Genomic DNA, 15,457 nt, shown 5'->3' with positions numbered 1-15,457 from the left:
GGCTTACCCCACTTTCACCATGTGCGGGGCAACACGCTCGCTGCCCTGGTGGTCCAGATCACGGCTGACCAGCAGCAGCACCTGGGCGGAGGCGTCGGACACCTGGGCCTTGTAGCCGGCGATGGAGCGGGCGAAGACGTTGTAGATGACCACGGCCGGAATTGCGGCGACCAGACCCAGGGCGGTGGCCAACAGGGCTTCGGCGATACCTGGGGCAACCACGGCCAGGTTGGTGGTCTGGGTCTTGGCGATGCCGATGAAGCTGTTCATGATGCCCCATACGGTACCGAACAGGCCGACGAATGGCGCAGTGGAGCCGATGGTGGCGAGTACGCCGGTGCCGCTGCTCATGGTGCGACCGCTGGCGTGTACCAGGCGCTCCAGGCGGAAGCTGACGCGCTCCTTGATGCCCTCTTTTTCGCGGGCGTTGGCCGATAGGCGCATCTCTTCGAGTGCGTCGTGGACCAGGGTGTGGGCCAGGGTGCCTTCCTTGTTGGAAACGTCGCTGGCTTCCTTGAGGCTGGCGGATTTCTTCAGCAGGGCGATTTCACCACGCAGGCGACGCTTGGCGCCCATCAGCTCGAAGCCTTTGGCAATCCAGATGGTCCAGGTGATGATGGAGGCGATGGCCAGGCCGATCATCACCGCCTTCACCACCACGTCGGCGTTCTTGTACATGCCCCAAGGGGACAGGTCGTGGGCCATGCCCAGCGAGGTGTCTTCAACCAGAGCCTCGACGCTCGGGTCTGCAGCGACCGGGGCATCAACCGGGGTGGCGGCAACTGCACCGCCAGCCGGTGCTGCGGCTGGAGCAACTGCCGGAGCAGCCGGTGCGGTAGCGGCAGCAGGCGCGGCAGCATTGGCGGTTGGCTCATCGGCCATGGCCACCGGGGCCAGCACCAGGCTGAGTGTCAGCGCGGCGATGGCGCGCCAGGCGCGCGACGGGGTTGGCGAAGCGGAAGGTTGAGTACGTGTCATGCTGGCCGGACCTGATGAAGAATGAAGTTAACGTTCTCCAAGGCCTCGAGGTAGGCCGAGAACAATTTGGCGGCCATTATTGCAAGTAATTCTTGTTAACAAAAGTAATCTTGTTGCTTTTTTCGCCTATGGTCTAGCCATCCATCGTGTAGCGTGGTCGGGCTGATCAATTGGTCTAGGGAGTTTAGAGATGTCAGACCTTTCCGTGATGGTGGTGGGATGTGGTGATGTAGGCGGGCGTCTTGCCCGGCAGATGCTTGCGCGCGGCTGGCAGGTGAGCGGCCTGCGTCGCTCGGTCGGGCAGTTGCCTGCGGGGGTCGTGCCGGTGGCAGCGGACTTGTCCGAGCCATCGATTCCCGACACCTGGCCGCAGCGCGCGCCGGACTACCTGGTGTATTGCGTGGCGGCCAGCCAGCACGACGAAGCGGGTTACCAGGCAGCCTATGTCGACGGTTTGCGCCATGTGCTGGGTTGGCTGGCCGAGCGCGGGCAATGCCCACGACGGCTGCTGTTCGTGTCCAGCAGCAGCGTGTATGCACAGAAGGACGGCGAATGGATCGAAGAAGGCGCGGCCACCGAGCCTGAAGGTTATTCCGGGCGGTTGATGCTGGAGGCTGAGCGGCTGGCGCTGGCCAGCGGCATCCCGGCCAGCGTGGTGCGCCTGACCGGCATCTATGGCCCCGGCCGCGAGTGGCTGCTCAGTCAGGTGCGCCAGGGCTATCGCGTGGCCGAGGAGCCACCGCTGTATGGCAACCGCATCCATGCTGAGGATGCTGCCAGCCTGTTGGCGTTCCTGTTGCAGGCCGATGCCGACGGCAAGGTGCTCGACGACTGCTACATCGGAGTCGACGACGACCCGGCGCCGCTGGCCGATGTGGTGGCCTGGCTGCGGGCGTACATGGGGGTAACCGAGTGGTCGGATGAGCAGCGGGTGCGGCGTACCGGCAGCAAGCGCTGCAGTAATGCCCGGGCGCGGGCGTTGGGCTGGGCGCCGGTGTATCCGAGTTACAGGGAAGGCTATGCCGCAATCCTGAAAGGCGTGCGCTGAGTCTACCGGCCTCTTCGCGGGTAAACCCGCTCCCACAGGTGCTCCGCTGGATTCAAGCCTGGCGGTGTGCCTGTGGGAGCGGGTTTACCCGCGAAGAGGCCGGTGAGTTCGACCACGATTTCAGCAGGCTTCAGTCCAGTTCCAGCACCCACTGGCGCTTGCCGGCCGCCAACACTGGCATTTCATCCGGCTGCGCACGGTTCACCGCCTGGAAGATCTCCAGCTTGTCGCCATCGCGCTTGAGGATGAACGGCGCGCCACGCTGGTTGCGCTCCAGCCACAGGCTGTCATTGCTGCCACCCATGGTCGCGCAATCACCCGCCAGGCACAGGGCGAAACGGTCTGGCCCTGGCAGGCCGGTGACATTGCCGGTGTCGCCGAAGCGCACGCTGGCACCTTTGCCCTGGCCTTCGACGATCTTCCAGTTGCCGCCCAGGTAGGCCTGGTAAAGCGCCTTCTCGAAGCTGCCGCCTAGCGGTGCATTTGCTACAGGTGGTGATTTGACGCGCACGAAAGTCTGTTCACCCAAGGTTGGGTTTGCCACTTTCAATTCGTCGCCACGCAGCGTCAATCGGGCAGGTTCTGCACCGTCGGTACTAATCTGCCATTGGTCTTCATTGATGATCAGTTGACCATCCGCGCCTTCGAAGCCGTTACTGAAGCTCGCTTTCTGGCTTGCAACGTCCAGCTTCCATTCGAGCTCAATGCCGTGTTTGTTCAGGGTTTGAGTAACGCGGCCGCTTTCGACCACCTCATCGATGGCTTTCTGGTTGATCCAGGTGCCGTTCAGGTCTTCAGGTTTGTGGCTGGCGCAGCCGCCCAGAAGCAGGGCTGCCAGCGCGAGGGGCAGTGCTTGACGCATGACGGGGTAACCTTGCAGAGAAGGGAAGGTGACGGGCAGGGCGCCCGTCACCGGGGCATCATTCGATGACCAGAATGGCGTCCATTTCGACCTGGGCGCCTTTCGGCAGCGCGGCAACACCGATGGCGGCGCGGGCCGGGTAAGGCTGCTCGAAGTAGCGGCCCATCACCTCGTTGACCTTGGCGAAGTGGCTCAGGTCGGTGAGGAAGATGTTCAGCTTGACGATGTCCTTGAACGAACCGCCAGCGGCTTCAGCCACGGCCTTGAGGTTCTCGAACACCTGTACGGTCTGGGCTTCGAAGCCTTCGACCAGCTCCATGGTCTTCGGGTCCAGCGGGATCTGGCCCGACATGTACACGGTGTTGCCGGCCTTGATCGCCTGCGAGTAGGTGCCGATGGCGGCAGGGGCCTTGTCGCTGTTGATGACGGTCTTGCTCATGATGACTCCTTGCGGTTGGCGGACTACGTACGCATGCGGGTGATGCGGACCACACCGGTCAGGGTACGCAGCTTCTTGATCACACGCGCCAGGTGCACGCGGTCGTGCACGCTGACCACCAGTTGGACCACGCTGATACGGCCGTCGCGTTCGTCCATGCTGATCTTCTCGATGTTGCCGTCGGCGGCGTTGACACTGCTGGCCAGCAGGGCAATCAGGCCGCGCTGGTGCTCCAGTTCGACACGCAACTCGACATTGAACTCACCGGTGATGTCCTTGGCCCAGGAGAGTTGTACGCACTTTTCCGGGTTGTGGCGGATTTCACTGATGTTGCGGCAGTTTTCCAGGTGCACGACCATGCCCTTGCCGGCTGACAGGTGGCCGACGATCGGATCGCCCGGGATCGGTGTGCAGCACTTGGCGTAGCTCAGCACCAGCCCTTCGGTACCACGAATCGCCAGCGGACCTTCCGGTGCCGGCAGCTGCTCGCCTTCGGCCGACAGCAGGCGGCGCGCGACCACGTAGGCCATGCGGTTGCCCAGGCCGATGTCTTCGAGCAGGTCTTCGATCAGCTCCAGGCGGTACTCGGCGAGAATGGCCTGGATACGCTCCTGGGGGATCATTTCCAGGCTGCTGTCGAAGCCGGTGAGCACCTTGTTCAGCAGGCGTTCGCCCAGGCTGATGGACTCGGAGCGACGCTGCTGCTTGAGCGCGTGGCGGATGTGCGTGCGCGCCTTGCCGGTAACCACGAAGTTGAGCCAGGCCGGGTTCGGCCGCGCGCCCGGGGCGCTGACGATTTCCACTGTCGAGCCGCTTTGCAGCGGTTCGGACAGCGGCGCCAGGCGGCGGTTGATGCGGCAGGCGATGCAGCTGTTGCCGACGTCGGTGTGCACCGCGTAGGCGAAGTCGACGGCCGTGGAGCCTTTGGGCAGTTCCATGATGCGGCCTTTGGGCGTGAACACGTAGACCTCGTCCGGGAACAGGTCGATCTTCACGCTCTCGATGAATTCCAGCGAGTTGCCGGCACGTTGCTGCAGCTCGAGGATGCCCTTGACCCACTGGCGGGCGCGGGCGTGGCTGCCCTTGGGTTGCTCGTCGTCGTTGGACTTGTACAGCCAGTGCGCGGCAATGCCGTTGTTGGCCATCTCTTCCATCTCGCGGGTGCGGATCTGGATTTCGATGGGCACGCCGTGCATGCCGAACAGCGTGGTGTGCAACGACTGGTAGCCGTTGGCCTTGGGGATCGCGATGTAATCCTTGAAGCGACCGGGCAGCGGCTTGTAGAGGTTGTGCACCGCACCGAGTACGCGGTAGCAGGTATCGACCTTGTCCACGACGATGCGGAAGGCGTACACGTCCATGATCTCGTTGAAGGCGCGGCGCTTGCCGCGCATCTTCTTGTAGATGCCATAGAGGTGTTTCTGCCGGCCACTGACTTCGCCCTCGATGCCGTCGGCGGCCAGGCAGTTGGCCAGCGAATGTTCGATCTTGGCGACGATCTCCTTGCGGTTGCCGCGTGCGCTTTTCACCGCGCGGTGGATCAGCGACGAACGCATCGGGTGCATGGCCTTGAAGCCGAGGTCCTCGAACTCAACGCGCACGGTGTGCATGCCCAGGCGGTTGGCAATGGGGGCGTAGATCTCGAGGGTTTCCTTGGCGATGCGCCGGCGTTTTTCGCCGGACAGCACTTCCAGGGTGCGCATGTTGTGCAGGCGGTCGGCCAGCTTGACCAGGATCACGCGGATATCGCGGGCCATGGCCATGGCCATCTTCTGGAAGTTTTCGGCTTGCGCCTCGGCCTTGGTCTCGAAGTTCATCTGGGTCAGCTTGCTGACCCCATCGACCAGTTCGGCCACGGTCTCGCCAAACTGCTGGCTGAGGGCTTCCTTGGCGATGCCGGTATCTTCGATCACGTCGTGCAGCATGGCCGCCATCAGGCTCTGATGGTCCATGTGCATGTCGGCGAGGATGCTGGCCACGGCCAGCGGGTGGGTCACGTAGGGCTCGCCACTGCGGCGGCGCTGCCCATCGTGGGCCTGTTCGGCGTAGAAATAGGCGCGCCGGACCAGGTTGACCTGTTCGGGGCCAAGGTAGGTCGACAGCCGTTCGGCCAAGGCTTCTATACCCGGCATGGGTTCACCTCCTGCCGAGGAAGGGGGCCTTGCGCCGTGCGACGTCGACCTGGCATCAATCAGACAGCCTCGTTGTTCTCGTCCTCGAACGCGGCGAACACCGGATCCTCGGTGACGATCTCTTCAGCGGCGATGAACTCGTTGGTGACGATGCCTTCGGCGATTTCACGCAGGGCAACAACGGTCGGCTTGTCGTTTTCCCACGCAACGCGTGGCTCTTTGCCGCCGGTCGCCAGCTGGCGAGCGCGCTTGGTCGAGAGCATGACCAGCTCAAAGCGGTTATCCACGTGTTCCAGGCAGTCTTCAACAGTTACGCGGGCCATGGTCTTCCTCAGTAGCAATTGCGGTGGGCGTGCAGCCCGATAATGGGCAGGCGGACTCGATAGTTTAAAAAATCACCAGCCAATAGGGAAGCGCTGTTTTGTCGGGTGGTTACCTTCAAGCCCTGTGTTGCCTTCTTCGCGGCTGAAGCCGCTCCCACAGGGACCGCATTGTCCTCAGGTTCATCACCGCACCCTGTGGGAGCGGCTTCAGCCGCGAAAGGGCCGGAACAGACACCCTATCGCTTGAACCTGACGATAACCTCAGAGCATCGCGTCACGCAACCGCGGGGTCAGTTCCTCGAACAAGGTCTGCACCGAGCGCAACGCCCGGCAGTCCGGCCGGGTCAGCAGCCACAGCTGGGTGTCGCAACCCGGCAGCGGCCCGCTCAGCGCATCCACCCCGGGCAGAGCATGCACCATGTAGTCCGGCAGCGCTGCCACGCCGAGCCCGGCCGTGACCAGTTGAGCGATGGTCGACATGCCGCTGCACTGGTAGCGCGGGCTCAACCCCGGGTGCTGCTGGTTGCGCCAGACCACCGTGGGGTGGTCCTGCATCGAGTCGTCGGGGGCGATCCACGGCACGCTGGCAGGTGACTCGGCCAGGCGCTCGCGCCACTGCGGCTGGCCGCAAACCACGTAGGAGGTGGACCCCAGGTTGCGGCCCACCAGGTGCTCCGGTGGCGTGTTAGTCAGGCGCAGGGCAATGTCGGCATCGCGCCGGCTGAGGTTGGCGAATGTGTTGGAAGTGCCCATCTCCAGCGACAAGGCCGGGTAGTTGGGCATGAATTCGGCCAGCGCCGGCAGCAGCAGGCTGTGCATCACCGCTTCGGTACAGGTCAGTCGTACCGTGCCGCTTACAACCTGCTCGCCACTGGTCATGGCGATGCGCGCCGCCTCCAGCGCCTGCTCGGCGCGTTCGGCCTGCTCGGCCAGGGCCTGGGCGGTGTCGGTCGGCAGGTAGCCTTTGCGGCTCTTGACGAACAAGGCGGTGCCCAGCGCCGACTCCAGCCGGCGGATCGAGCGGAACACCGTCGAAACATCGACCTTGAGCAACTCGGCAGCCTTGGCCAGCGAGCGGCCACGTTCCAGGGCCAGGACCAGGGAGAGGTCGGCATGGGTAATCTGATATTGCATTGGTGCACGCTCTGCTTGCCGAATTGCCAATGTCTGTTGCGTTTTGGCCATTTTATAGTGAAACGGCCCCCGGGAATCAATGCGCCCGGTCGGGTAACCAATCCCCACGATGGGAAAGTGAAAAGAACAACAGCTGCAACCATCGTCGCCCGTGAGGCGCCAGCCGTATCCCCCACATCGCCGCAGCAAATCAAAGGATGTACAGCCATGACGTCGGTAACCCCGTGCGCCAGTTCTTCCAGCGAGATGAATGACTTCCTCCAGGCCCATCCGGACACGCAGTACGTCGACCTGCTGATCTCCGACATGAACGGCGTGGTACGTGGCAAGCGCATCGAGCGGGCCAGCCTGCACAAGGTGTACGAGAAGGGCATCAACCTGCCGGCATCGTTGTTCGCCCTGGACATCAACGGGTCCACCGTCGAGAGCACCGGCCTTGGCCTGGACATCGGCGATGCCGACCGCATCTGCTTCCCGATCCCCGGCACGCTGTCGGACGAGCCGTGGCAGAAGCGGCCCACCGCCCAGCTGCTGATGACCATGCACGAACTGGATGGCCAGCCGTTCTTCGCCGACCCGCGCGAAGTACTGCGCCAGATGGTGAGCAAGTTCGATGACCTGGGCCTGGATATCTGCGCCGCGTTCGAGCTGGAGTTCTACCTGATCGACCAGGATAACCTCAACGGTCGCCCGCAGCCGCCGCGCTCGCCGATTTCCGGCAAACGCCCGCAGTCGACCCAGGTGTACCTGATCGACGACCTCGATGAATATGCCGACTGCCTGCAGGACATGCTCGAAGCGGCCAAGGAACAAGGCCTGCCCGCCGACGCCATCGTCAAGGAAAGCGCCCCGGCACAGTTCGAGGTCAACCTGCACCACGTGGCTGACCCGCTGAAGGCCTGCGACTACGCGATCCTGCTCAAGCGCCTGATCAAGAACGTTGCCTATGACCATGAGATGGACACCACCTTCATGGCCAAGCCCTACCCGGGCCAGGCAGGCAATGGCCTGCACGTGCACATTTCGTTGCTGGACAAGAAAACCGGCAAGAACATCTTCGCCAGTGACGACCCGCTGCAAAGCGACGCGCTGCGCCATGCCATCGGTGGTGTGCTGGAGACCATGCCGGCGTCGATGGCCTTCCTCTGCCCGAACATCAACTCCTACCGCCGCTTCGGCGCGCAGTTCTACGTGCCCAATGCGCCAAGCTGGGGCCTGGACAACCGCACCGTGGCCGTGCGCGTGCCCACCGATAGCAGCGATAACGTGCGCCTCGAGCACCGCGTGGCCGGTGCCGACGCCAACCCCTACCTGATGCTCGCGGCGATCCTCGCCGGTGTTCACCACGGCCTGACCAACCAGGTCGAGCCGCAGGCACCGATCGAAGGCAATTCCTACGAACAGCTGGAGCAGAGCCTGCCGAACAACCTGCGCGATGCCCTGCGCGCGCTGGACGACAGCGAAGTCCTCAACCAATACATCAGCCCGGATTACATCGATATCTTCGTGGCCTGCAAGGAAAGCGAACTGGCCGAGTTCGAAGTGTCGATTTCCGATCTCGAGTACAACTGGTACCTGCACACGGTGTAAGCCCATGAGCGCAAATGCGGTCCCCTTGATCGGTGTCAGCGCCTGCCGCCAGCAGGTGGGGAAGAACTCGTCGCATACGGTAGGCGACAAGTATGTCGAGGCGGCCGGCTTTGCCGGCTTGCCATTGATCTTGCCGGCCCGTGACGGGGGCAGCGACACGCAGGCGCTGCTGGCCCGTCTGCACGGCATTGTTTTTACCGGCTCACCTTCAAATATCGAACCGCATCATTACAATGGCGCCCCCAGCGCGGCGGGTACCCGGCACGATCTGGCACGCGATCGCCTGACCCTGCCACTGTTGCAGGCGGCCATTGCCGCCGGTGTGCCGGTGTTCTGTATTTGCCGTGGCTACCAGGAATTGAACGTGGCCCTGGGCGGCAGCCTGCACCAGCGCGTGCAGGAACTGCCCGGCTACCTGGACCACCGTGAACCAGAGGACGCACCTCTGGAGGTGCAATACGGCCCTCGTCACCTTGTCGGCATCGAGCCTGGCGGGTTGTTCGAGCGCCTGGGCCTGGCGGCGCAGTTCGAGGTCAACTCGCTGCACAGCCAGGGCATCGACCGTCTGGCCCCAGGCCTGCGCGTCGAGGCACGGGCCCCGGATGGCCTGATCGAAGCGGTGTCCATGCCTGCCGCGCCGGGCTTTGTGCTCGGCGTGCAGTGGCACCCGGAGTGGCGATTTACCGAAAACCCGGTCTCGTTGCGCCTGTTCCAGGCGTTTCGCGAGGCCTGTTTTGCTTATGCAAGACGGGAGGGCGCACGGCAGGAGGCACTCTGACGTCACCCGAAGGTCTCGGATGACTTGTTCCCGGCAGCAAGCTTTCAATGAGTGAAAGCGGGCCTTGTACGCAAGGCCTGTGAAAACAATTCCAAAATTTACGGCAAATACTCATGAGCAATTACACAGAAGCCGGCCGCCCACCCGACGTGGCGGCCGACGCGGGCAACACCCAGCGCAGCAAGGGCCTGGCCACCGGCCGGCTGGGCTTGCTGGCCAGCGTGGTGCTAGGCATTTCCACCATCGCCCCGGTCTACACACTGACCGGCGCCCTTGGGCCGACCGTGCGTGAAGTGGGCGCGCACCTGCCAGCGGTATTCATCGTCGGCTTCCTGCCGATGCTGTTGGTAGCCTTGGGCTACCGCGAACTGAACTCGGCGGAGCCGGACAGTGGTACTTCGTTTACCTGGTCGGCGCGTGCCTTCGGTCCGATGATCGGCTGGATCGGTGGCTGGGGCCTGGTGGTCGCCACCACCATCGTGTTGTCGAACCTGGCAGGGGTGGCGGTCGACTTCTTCTATCTGTTCCTTGGTCAGATTACCGGCAAGCATGAACTGGCGGCATTGGCCGACAACCTGCTCATCAACATAACCACCTGTTGCGTGTTCATCGCCCTGGCGGTGTGGATCTGCTGCCGTGGCATGACCACCACCATGACGGTGCAATATGGCTTGGTGGCCCTGCAGTTGCTGGTGCTGATCGGCTTTGCCTTTGCCGCTTTCGGCGAAACCACAGCGCCGCCACCGCTGGAATTCGATTTCGCCTGGTTCAACCCGTTCGGCGTCGAATCTTTCTCGGCCTTTGCCGCCGGGCTGTCTCTGTCGATCTTCATCTTCTGGGGCTGGGACGTGTGCCTGACTGTCAGCGAGGAATCGGTCGGCAGTGACGAGGTGCCGGGCAAGGCGGCCACCTGGACCGTGCTGCTGATCCTCGGCCTGTACCTGTTCACCGCCATTGCCACCCTGCAGTTTGCTGGTATCAGCGAACAGGGCCTGGGCCTGAACAACCCGCGCATCCAGGAAAACGTCTTCGCTCACCTGGCCGGCCCGGTCATGGGGCCGCTGGCGATCCTGATGTCCATCGCCGTGCTGGCCAGTACCGCGGCGTCGCTGCAGTCGACCTTCGTGTCGCCGGCGCGCACACTGTTGGCCATGGGTTACTACGGCGCGGTGCCGCAGAAGTTCGCCAGCGTCTGCCCACGTTCGCAGACCCCGCGTTACGCCACCATCTGCGCCGGCGTGGCCGCGGGCCTGTTCTACGTGACCATGCGCACCCTGAGCGAGAACGTGTTGGCGGATACCATCACTGCACTGGGCATGATGATCTGCTTCTACTATTCGCTGACGGCCTTCGCCTGTGTCTGGTACTTCCGCCACAGCCTGTTCGACAGCCTGCGCCACTTCCTGATGCGCGGCTTGTGCCCGCTGGTGGGTGGGGTGATCTTGTCGGTTATCTTCGTGCGTACCGCCATCGACAGCGCCTCGCCGGACTTCGGCAGCGGCTCGCATGTGGGCGGGCTGGGGCTGGTGTTCGTGATCGCCGCGATCATCTCGGTGCTGGGGATCGTGCTGATGATGCTGTCGCGGCTGCGCGCGCCGGCGTACTTCCTGGGGGCTACCCTGCGTCAGCAGGCTACCTTGCCATTGCAGGAATAAATGATTGGGGCCGCTTTGCGGCCCTTCGCGGGCACGCCCGCGAAGGGCTGCAAAGCAGCCCCATGGGTCTTTCAGGAGAGCAGTTCTTTCAGAAGCCCGCTGTTGCGCTGTTGCTGCTTGTTCAGCAGCAGGCGGTTCGAGCGGAACACTGCCTTCAAGTCCTCCAGCGCCTCGTCGAAGTCATCGTTGATGATCACGTAGTCATACTCGTCGTAGTGCACCATCTCGCTGACCGCTTCCTTCATGCGCCCGGCGATGATTTCTTCGCTGTCCTGCCCGCGGCCGTCCAGGCGCTCGCGCAGTGCCTGCTGGCTTGGTGGCAGGATGAACACCGACAAAGCCTGCGGCATCAGCTTGCGTACCTGCTGGGCGCCTTGCCAGTCGATTTCCAGGATCAGGTCGTAACCCTGGTTCAGGGTCTGCTGCATGGCGCTGCGCGAGGTGCCGTAGAAGTTGCCGAACACCTCGGCATGCTCCAGGAAGTCGCCTTGGTCGATCAGAGCCTTGAATTCCTCGTGGACGACGAAGTGGTAGTTCACCCCGTGCTGCTCACCCGGGCGCATGGCGCGGGTGGTGTGCGAGACCGAGACGCGGATTTGCGAGTCGTCCTGGGTCAGGGCAGTGACCAAGCTGGTCTTGCCGGCGCCCGAAGGGGCCGAAACGATGTAGAGAGTGCCGCTGCTGTGCTTCATGGTCGGGGTGGCCTTACTCGATGTTCTGTACTTGTTCACGCATCTGTTCGATCAATACCTTCAGGTTGACCGCCGCTTGCGTGCTGCGTGGGTCGAAGGCTTTGGAGCCGAGGGTGTTGGCCTCGCGGTTGAGTTCCTGCATCAGGAAGTCGAGGCGCCGCCCCGCAGCACCGCCACCCTTGAGCACGCGGCGCACTTCGGTGACGTGGGTGCTGAGGCGGTCGAGCTCCTCGGCCACGTCGCTCTTCTGGGCCAGTAGCACCATCTCCTGCTCCAGACGTTGCGGGTCGAGTTCGGCCTGCATATCGCCGAAGCGGTCGAGGATCTTCTGCCGCTGTGCTGCCAGCATCTGCGGCACCAGGGCGCGCAGGGTGGTGACTTCGCTGGCCATGTTGTCCAGGCGTTCGTTGATCAGCCGGGCCAGTTCCAGGCCTTCACGCTGACGCCCGGCCTTGAGCTCGGCCAGCGCCTCATCGAACAACGCCATGGCTTCGGTATTCAATGCCTGCGGATCGTTGGCGTCGGCCACCAACACGCCTGGCCAGGACAGCACCTCCAGCGGGTTCAGTGGTGCCGGCTGCTTGATCAGGCTGGCCACTTCCTCGGCGGCGGCAACCAGCTGCGCGGCGCGCTCGCGGTCCACCTTCAGCGGTTTGCCGTTGCTGTCTTCGTTGAGGCGCAAGGTGCATTCTACCTTGCCCCGCGACAGGCCTTGGCGCAGCCCTTCACGCACGGCGCCTTCGAGGTCGCGCAGGGCCTCGGGCAGGCGCAGGTGCGGCTCCAGGTAACGGTGGTTGACCGAACGCAGCTCCCAGACCAGGGTGCCTTGGCTGCCGGCGCGCTCGACACGAGCAAAAGCGGTCATGCTGTGCACCATGGGGAGTACCTCGCGTATATGAATGAACGGTGGGAGCCTCTCGGCTGCAAGGCGCAGGATTGTAGCGCAGTGGGGCCTTGGCGCCCAATCCACCCATGTTACCGACGGGTGGCCTGGCCGGCAGGAAAAGGCGACGGGCTGTGTCGGGCGCGACAATAGGCATGTCTTCCCCGGGCCGTGGGCTCTATAATGCTCGGCAGATTCAAAGTCCCAGTACAGGTATCCCAGATGAAACGTCCAAGTGGTCGCGCCGCCGATCAGCTCCGCTCGATCCGCATTACCCGCAACTACACCAAGCACGCCGAAGGGTCGGTACTGGTCGAGTTCGGTGACACCAAGGTCATCTGCACGGTCAGCGTGGAAAACGGTGTGCCGCGCTTTCTCAAAGGCCAGGGCCAAGGCTGGCTGACTGCCGAGTACGGCATGCTGCCGCGCTCCACCGGCGAGCGTAACCAGCGTGAAGCCAGCCGTGGCAAGCAGGGTGGCCGCACGCTGGAAATCCAGCGTCTGATCGGCCGTTCGCTGCGCGCCGCGCTGGACATGAGCAAGCTCGGCGATATCACCCTGTACGTCGACTGCGACGTGATCCAGGCCGATGGTGGCACCCGTACCGCGTCCATCACCGGTGCAATGGTCGCTCTGTGCGATGCCTTGGCGGTGATCAAGAAGCGCGGTGGCCTGAAGGCCGGCAACCCGCTCAAGCACATGATCGCCGCAGTGTCGGTGGGCATGTATCAGGGCGAAGCGGTGCTCGACCTGGACTACCTGGAAGACTCCGCCGCCGAAACCGACCTGAACGTGGTCATGACCAGCGCCGGTGGTTTCATCGAAGTGCAGGGTACTGCCGAAGGTGCGCCGTTCCAGCCTGAAGACTTCAACGCCATGCTCGCCCTGGCGCAGAAGGGCATGAGCGAGATCTTCGAACTGCAGCAGGCGGCACTGGCCGACTGAACCCAGCCAGGGAGGTGCGGGGCATGAGCGAATCGAACCTGTCGATCACCCCGCCCAATGCCGAAATCCGGCAGTGGGCGATGTTCTGCCACCTCTCCGCGCTGCTGGGCCTGGTGGTGCCGCTCGGGCACTTGCTGGGCCCGCTGGTGCTTTGGCACCTCAAGCGCGAGCAAGACCCTTTCATCGACGCCCAAGGCAAAGAGGCGCTGAATTTTCAGATCAGCGTAACCATTGCCGGGTTCATCTGCTTCCTGCTGATGTTCGTGTTCATCGGGCTGGTGCTGTTCGCCATGCTAATGGTCGCGGTGATGATCCTGATCATCATTGCGGCTGTGCGGGCGAATGAGGGCAAGCCGTATCGCTACCCGATGATCTGGCGGCCGATCAAATAATGCTGGGGCCGCAAAGCGGCCCCATGCCTTCAGATGGTCAACGTCCAGTCATAGTCGACAATCAGCGGCGCATGCTGGGAGAAGCGCGGCTGACGCGGCAGGCGGGCATTGCGCACGAAGCGGCGCAGGCCCGGGGTGAGGATCTGGTAGTCGAACCGGTAGCCCAGGTTGAGCATCTCGGCCTGCTCGTTGTCCGGCCACCAGCTGTACTGGTCGCCTTCACGGCTGACTTCGCGCAGCGCGTCGACGTAACCCATCTCGCCGGTGATCGCATCCATCCAGGCACGCTCCGGCGCCAGGAAACCCGGCGACTGCTGGCTGTCACGCCAGTTTTTGATATCGAGCTTCTGCTGCGCCACGTAGAACGAGCCGCAGTAGATGTATTCGCGACGCTTGCGACGCTGTTTGTCCAGGTACTTGGCGAAGTCGTCCATCAACTTGAACTTCTGGTTCAAGTCTTCGTCGCCGTTCATACCCGAAGGCAGCAGCAGGCTGGCAATACTGACTTTGTCGAAATCTGCTTGCAGGTAACGCCCGTAGCGGTCGGCTGTCTCGAAGCCCAGGCCGGTGATGACTGCCTTGGGCTGCATGCGCGAATACAGGGCCACACCACCTTGGGCAGGCACCTCCGCGTCGCAGGCATAAAGGAAATAGCCATCGAGCTGGAAAGCTGGGTCATCGAGTTCAAAGGCCGAGGCGCGGGTATCCTGAAGGCAGATGACGTCGGCATTCTGGGCTTGCAGCCAGCTGAGCAAACCACGCTCGGCCGCAGCCTGAATGCCATTTACGTTCACACTGATGATCCGCATAAATGGCCCCAAAAATCTCGTGCGTGTATGATACCCGAGCTCAACCCATTTAGCTAAATCCGTGGTGTCCGGGACTATCCATGCAGCCGTATCAGCGCGACTTCATCCGTTTTGCCATCGATCGCGGGGTACTGCGTTTCGGTGAATTCACCCTGAAATCGGGGCGTACCAGCCCGTATTTCTTCAATGCCGGCCTGTTCAACACCGGTTCCGCCCTGGCCGAACTGGGCCGTTGCTATGCCGCAGCCATCGTCGACAGCAAGATCCCGTTCGATGTGCTGTTCGGCCCGGCCTACAAGGGCATCCCGCTGGCAGCGACAACTGCCGTGGCCCTTGCCGATCAGCATCAGCTCGATGTGCCATGGTGCTTCAACCGTAAGGAAGCCAAGGACCACGGTGAAGGTGGCAGCCTGGTCGGTGCACCGCTGGCCGGTGACGTACTGATCATCGACGACGTGATCACCGCCGGTACCGCCATTCGTGAGGTCATGCAAATCATCAATGCCCAGCAGGCCAAGGCCGCTGGCGTGCTGATCGCGCTGAACCGCGAAGAGCGTGGCAATGGCGAGCTGTCGGCGATCCAGGAAGTGGAACGCGACTTCGGTATCCCTGTGGTCAGCATCGTTTCGCTGACCCAGGTGCTGGAGTTCCTGGCCGATGACCCGCAGCTGAAGCAGCATCTGCCGGCGGTCGAGGCTTACCGGGCGCAGTACGGGATCTGATCCGGGCCTGTAAATGAAAAAGGCGACCTTCTTGTGAAGGTCGCCTTTTTTGTGTCGCCTGTTCCGGCCTCTTCG

Annotated in this window: 16 protein-coding genes; 7 read left to right on the top strand and 9 right to left on the bottom strand. The window is 63.1% G+C overall.

The window, feature by feature from the left end; translation table 11 throughout:
* Positions 1-3: 3 nt before the first annotated feature.
* The gene (exbB, locus tag KDB76_RS28340; protein ID WP_013974802.1) at positions 4-978 is read right to left on the bottom strand and encodes a tonB-system energizer ExbB; all 975 of its coding nucleotides are present in this window, start codon (positions 976-978) and stop codon (positions 4-6) included.
* Between the two features lie 190 nt (positions 979-1,168).
* Here exbB and KDB76_RS28335 point away from each other — a divergent pair, with 190 nt between their 5' ends.
* Positions 1,169-2,026, top strand: a complete 858-nt coding sequence (locus tag KDB76_RS28335) for an SDR family oxidoreductase (protein ID WP_023663581.1) — start codon at positions 1,169-1,171, stop codon at positions 2,024-2,026.
* A 130-nt stretch (positions 2,027-2,156) separates the two neighbouring features.
* Here the strand turns inward: KDB76_RS28335 and KDB76_RS28330 are convergent, their stop codons facing one another.
* The 5 genes from KDB76_RS28330 to KDB76_RS28310 all read right to left on the bottom strand — a co-directional run bounded on the left by KDB76_RS28330 (position 2,157) and on the right by KDB76_RS28310 (position 6,916).
* Positions 2,157-2,888 (bottom strand): hypothetical protein, encoded by a 732-nt coding sequence (locus tag KDB76_RS28330; RefSeq protein ID WP_013974800.1) that lies wholly within the window; start codon positions 2,886-2,888, stop codon positions 2,157-2,159.
* Between the two features lie 58 nt (positions 2,889-2,946).
* Positions 2,947-3,327, bottom strand: coding sequence for a RidA family protein (locus tag KDB76_RS28325; RefSeq protein ID WP_009684531.1), 381 nt, complete (start codon positions 3,325-3,327; stop codon positions 2,947-2,949).
* A gap of 23 nt (positions 3,328-3,350) precedes the next feature.
* A complete protein-coding gene (spoT, locus tag KDB76_RS28320) occupies positions 3,351-5,459 on the bottom strand; it encodes a bifunctional GTP diphosphokinase/guanosine-3',5'-bis pyrophosphate 3'-pyrophosphohydrolase (protein WP_013974799.1) in 2,109 nt (702 codons plus the stop codon).
* 59 nt (positions 5,460-5,518) lie between these two features.
* Entirely contained in the window at positions 5,519-5,782 is a 264-nt protein-coding gene (gene rpoZ, locus KDB76_RS28315; protein WP_003253383.1) for a DNA-directed RNA polymerase subunit omega, read from the bottom strand.
* Between the two features lie 261 nt (positions 5,783-6,043).
* Entirely contained in the window at positions 6,044-6,916 is an 873-nt protein-coding gene (locus KDB76_RS28310) for a LysR family transcriptional regulator (protein ID WP_013974798.1), read from the bottom strand.
* A 207-nt stretch (positions 6,917-7,123) separates the two neighbouring features.
* On the opposite strand from KDB76_RS28310, the gene KDB76_RS28305 reads away from it, so the two are divergent.
* From KDB76_RS28305 to KDB76_RS28295, 3 genes are all read left to right on the top strand, one after another.
* Positions 7,124-8,506: a glutamine synthetase family protein gene (locus tag KDB76_RS28305; protein WP_024087918.1), complete on the top strand. Its 1,383-nt coding sequence runs from the start codon at positions 7,124-7,126 to the stop codon at positions 8,504-8,506.
* Between the two features lie 4 nt (positions 8,507-8,510).
* Positions 8,511-9,284, top strand: coding sequence for a gamma-glutamyl-gamma-aminobutyrate hydrolase family protein (locus KDB76_RS28300; protein WP_023661934.1), 774 nt, complete (start codon positions 8,511-8,513; stop codon positions 9,282-9,284).
* A 113-nt stretch (positions 9,285-9,397) separates the two neighbouring features.
* On the top strand, positions 9,398-10,939 hold the full coding sequence (locus KDB76_RS28295) for an APC family permease (RefSeq protein WP_013974795.1): 1,542 nt from the start codon (positions 9,398-9,400) through the stop codon (positions 10,937-10,939).
* Positions 10,940-11,010: 71 nt separating this feature from the next.
* Here KDB76_RS28295 and gmk read toward each other — a convergent pair whose 3' ends face one another.
* Together gmk and KDB76_RS28285 are read right to left on the bottom strand one after the other, a co-directional pair.
* The gene (gmk, locus tag KDB76_RS28290; RefSeq protein WP_024087917.1) at positions 11,011-11,631 is read right to left on the bottom strand and encodes a guanylate kinase; all 621 of its coding nucleotides are present in this window, start codon (positions 11,629-11,631) and stop codon (positions 11,011-11,013) included.
* 13 nt (positions 11,632-11,644) lie between these two features.
* Positions 11,645-12,508 (bottom strand): YicC/YloC family endoribonuclease, encoded by an 864-nt coding sequence (locus KDB76_RS28285; protein WP_024087916.1) that lies wholly within the window; start codon positions 12,506-12,508, stop codon positions 11,645-11,647.
* Positions 12,509-12,736: 228 nt separating this feature from the next.
* On the opposite strand from KDB76_RS28285, the gene rph reads away from it, so the two are divergent.
* Together rph and KDB76_RS28275 are read left to right on the top strand one after the other, a co-directional pair.
* On the top strand, positions 12,737-13,459 hold the full coding sequence (gene rph / locus KDB76_RS28280) for a ribonuclease PH (RefSeq protein ID WP_013974792.1): 723 nt from the start codon (positions 12,737-12,739) through the stop codon (positions 13,457-13,459).
* A 23-nt stretch (positions 13,460-13,482) separates the two neighbouring features.
* On the top strand, positions 13,483-13,851 hold the full coding sequence (locus tag KDB76_RS28275) for a DUF4870 domain-containing protein (RefSeq protein ID WP_003258195.1): 369 nt from the start codon (positions 13,483-13,485) through the stop codon (positions 13,849-13,851).
* A 29-nt stretch (positions 13,852-13,880) separates the two neighbouring features.
* Here KDB76_RS28275 and KDB76_RS28270 read toward each other — a convergent pair whose 3' ends face one another.
* A complete protein-coding gene (locus KDB76_RS28270; RefSeq protein WP_003253401.1) occupies positions 13,881-14,660 on the bottom strand; it encodes an exodeoxyribonuclease III in 780 nt (259 codons plus the stop codon).
* 80 nt (positions 14,661-14,740) lie between these two features.
* Between KDB76_RS28270 and pyrE the strand changes: the two genes are divergently transcribed.
* On the top strand, positions 14,741-15,382 hold the full coding sequence (pyrE, locus tag KDB76_RS28265) for an orotate phosphoribosyltransferase (RefSeq protein ID WP_003253405.1): 642 nt from the start codon (positions 14,741-14,743) through the stop codon (positions 15,380-15,382).
* Positions 15,383-15,457: the final 75 nt, after the last annotated feature.

Origin of the sequence: Pseudomonas sp. JS425 (assembly GCF_018223845.1) — a bacterium.
Lineage (GTDB): Bacteria > Pseudomonadota > Gammaproteobacteria > Pseudomonadales > Pseudomonadaceae > Aquipseudomonas > Aquipseudomonas asiatica.
The sequence above is the reverse complement of the archived record's forward strand: the minus strand, read 5'-3'. Positions and strand labels throughout refer to the sequence as shown.

Bases quoted from the DNA above. Each gene is read 5' to 3' on its own strand.
- exbB (WP_013974802.1), bottom strand. From the start codon at position 978: ATGACACGTACTCAACCTTCCGCTTCGCCAACCCCGTCGCGCGCCTGG.
- KDB76_RS28270 (WP_003253401.1), bottom strand. From the start codon at position 14,660: ATGCGGATCATCAGTGTGAACGTAAATGGCATTCAGGCTGCGGCCGAG.
- KDB76_RS28330 (WP_013974800.1), bottom strand. From the start codon at position 2,888: ATGCGTCAAGCACTGCCCCTCGCGCTGGCAGCCCTGCTTCTGGGCGGC.
- spoT (WP_013974799.1), bottom strand. From the start codon at position 5,459: ATGCCGGGTATAGAAGCCTTGGCCGAACGGCTGTCGACCTACCTTGGC.
- KDB76_RS28275 (WP_003258195.1), top strand. From the start codon at position 13,483: ATGAGCGAATCGAACCTGTCGATCACCCCGCCCAATGCCGAAATCCGG.
- KDB76_RS28325 (WP_009684531.1), bottom strand. From the start codon at position 3,327: ATGAGCAAGACCGTCATCAACAGCGACAAGGCCCCTGCCGCCATCGGC.
- KDB76_RS28305 (WP_024087918.1), top strand. From the start codon at position 7,124: ATGACGTCGGTAACCCCGTGCGCCAGTTCTTCCAGCGAGATGAATGAC.
- gmk (WP_024087917.1), bottom strand. From the start codon at position 11,631: ATGAAGCACAGCAGCGGCACTCTCTACATCGTTTCGGCCCCTTCGGGC.
- rph (WP_013974792.1), top strand. From the start codon at position 12,737: ATGAAACGTCCAAGTGGTCGCGCCGCCGATCAGCTCCGCTCGATCCGC.
- KDB76_RS28295 (WP_013974795.1), top strand. From the start codon at position 9,398: ATGAGCAATTACACAGAAGCCGGCCGCCCACCCGACGTGGCGGCCGAC.
- KDB76_RS28335 (WP_023663581.1), top strand. From the start codon at position 1,169: ATGTCAGACCTTTCCGTGATGGTGGTGGGATGTGGTGATGTAGGCGGG.
- KDB76_RS28310 (WP_013974798.1), bottom strand. From the start codon at position 6,916: ATGCAATATCAGATTACCCATGCCGACCTCTCCCTGGTCCTGGCCCTG.
- pyrE (WP_003253405.1), top strand. From the start codon at position 14,741: ATGCAGCCGTATCAGCGCGACTTCATCCGTTTTGCCATCGATCGCGGG.
- rpoZ (WP_003253383.1), bottom strand. From the start codon at position 5,782: ATGGCCCGCGTAACTGTTGAAGACTGCCTGGAACACGTGGATAACCGC.
- KDB76_RS28300 (WP_023661934.1), top strand. From the start codon at position 8,511: ATGAGCGCAAATGCGGTCCCCTTGATCGGTGTCAGCGCCTGCCGCCAG.
- KDB76_RS28285 (WP_024087916.1), bottom strand. From the start codon at position 12,508: ATGGTGCACAGCATGACCGCTTTTGCTCGTGTCGAGCGCGCCGGCAGC.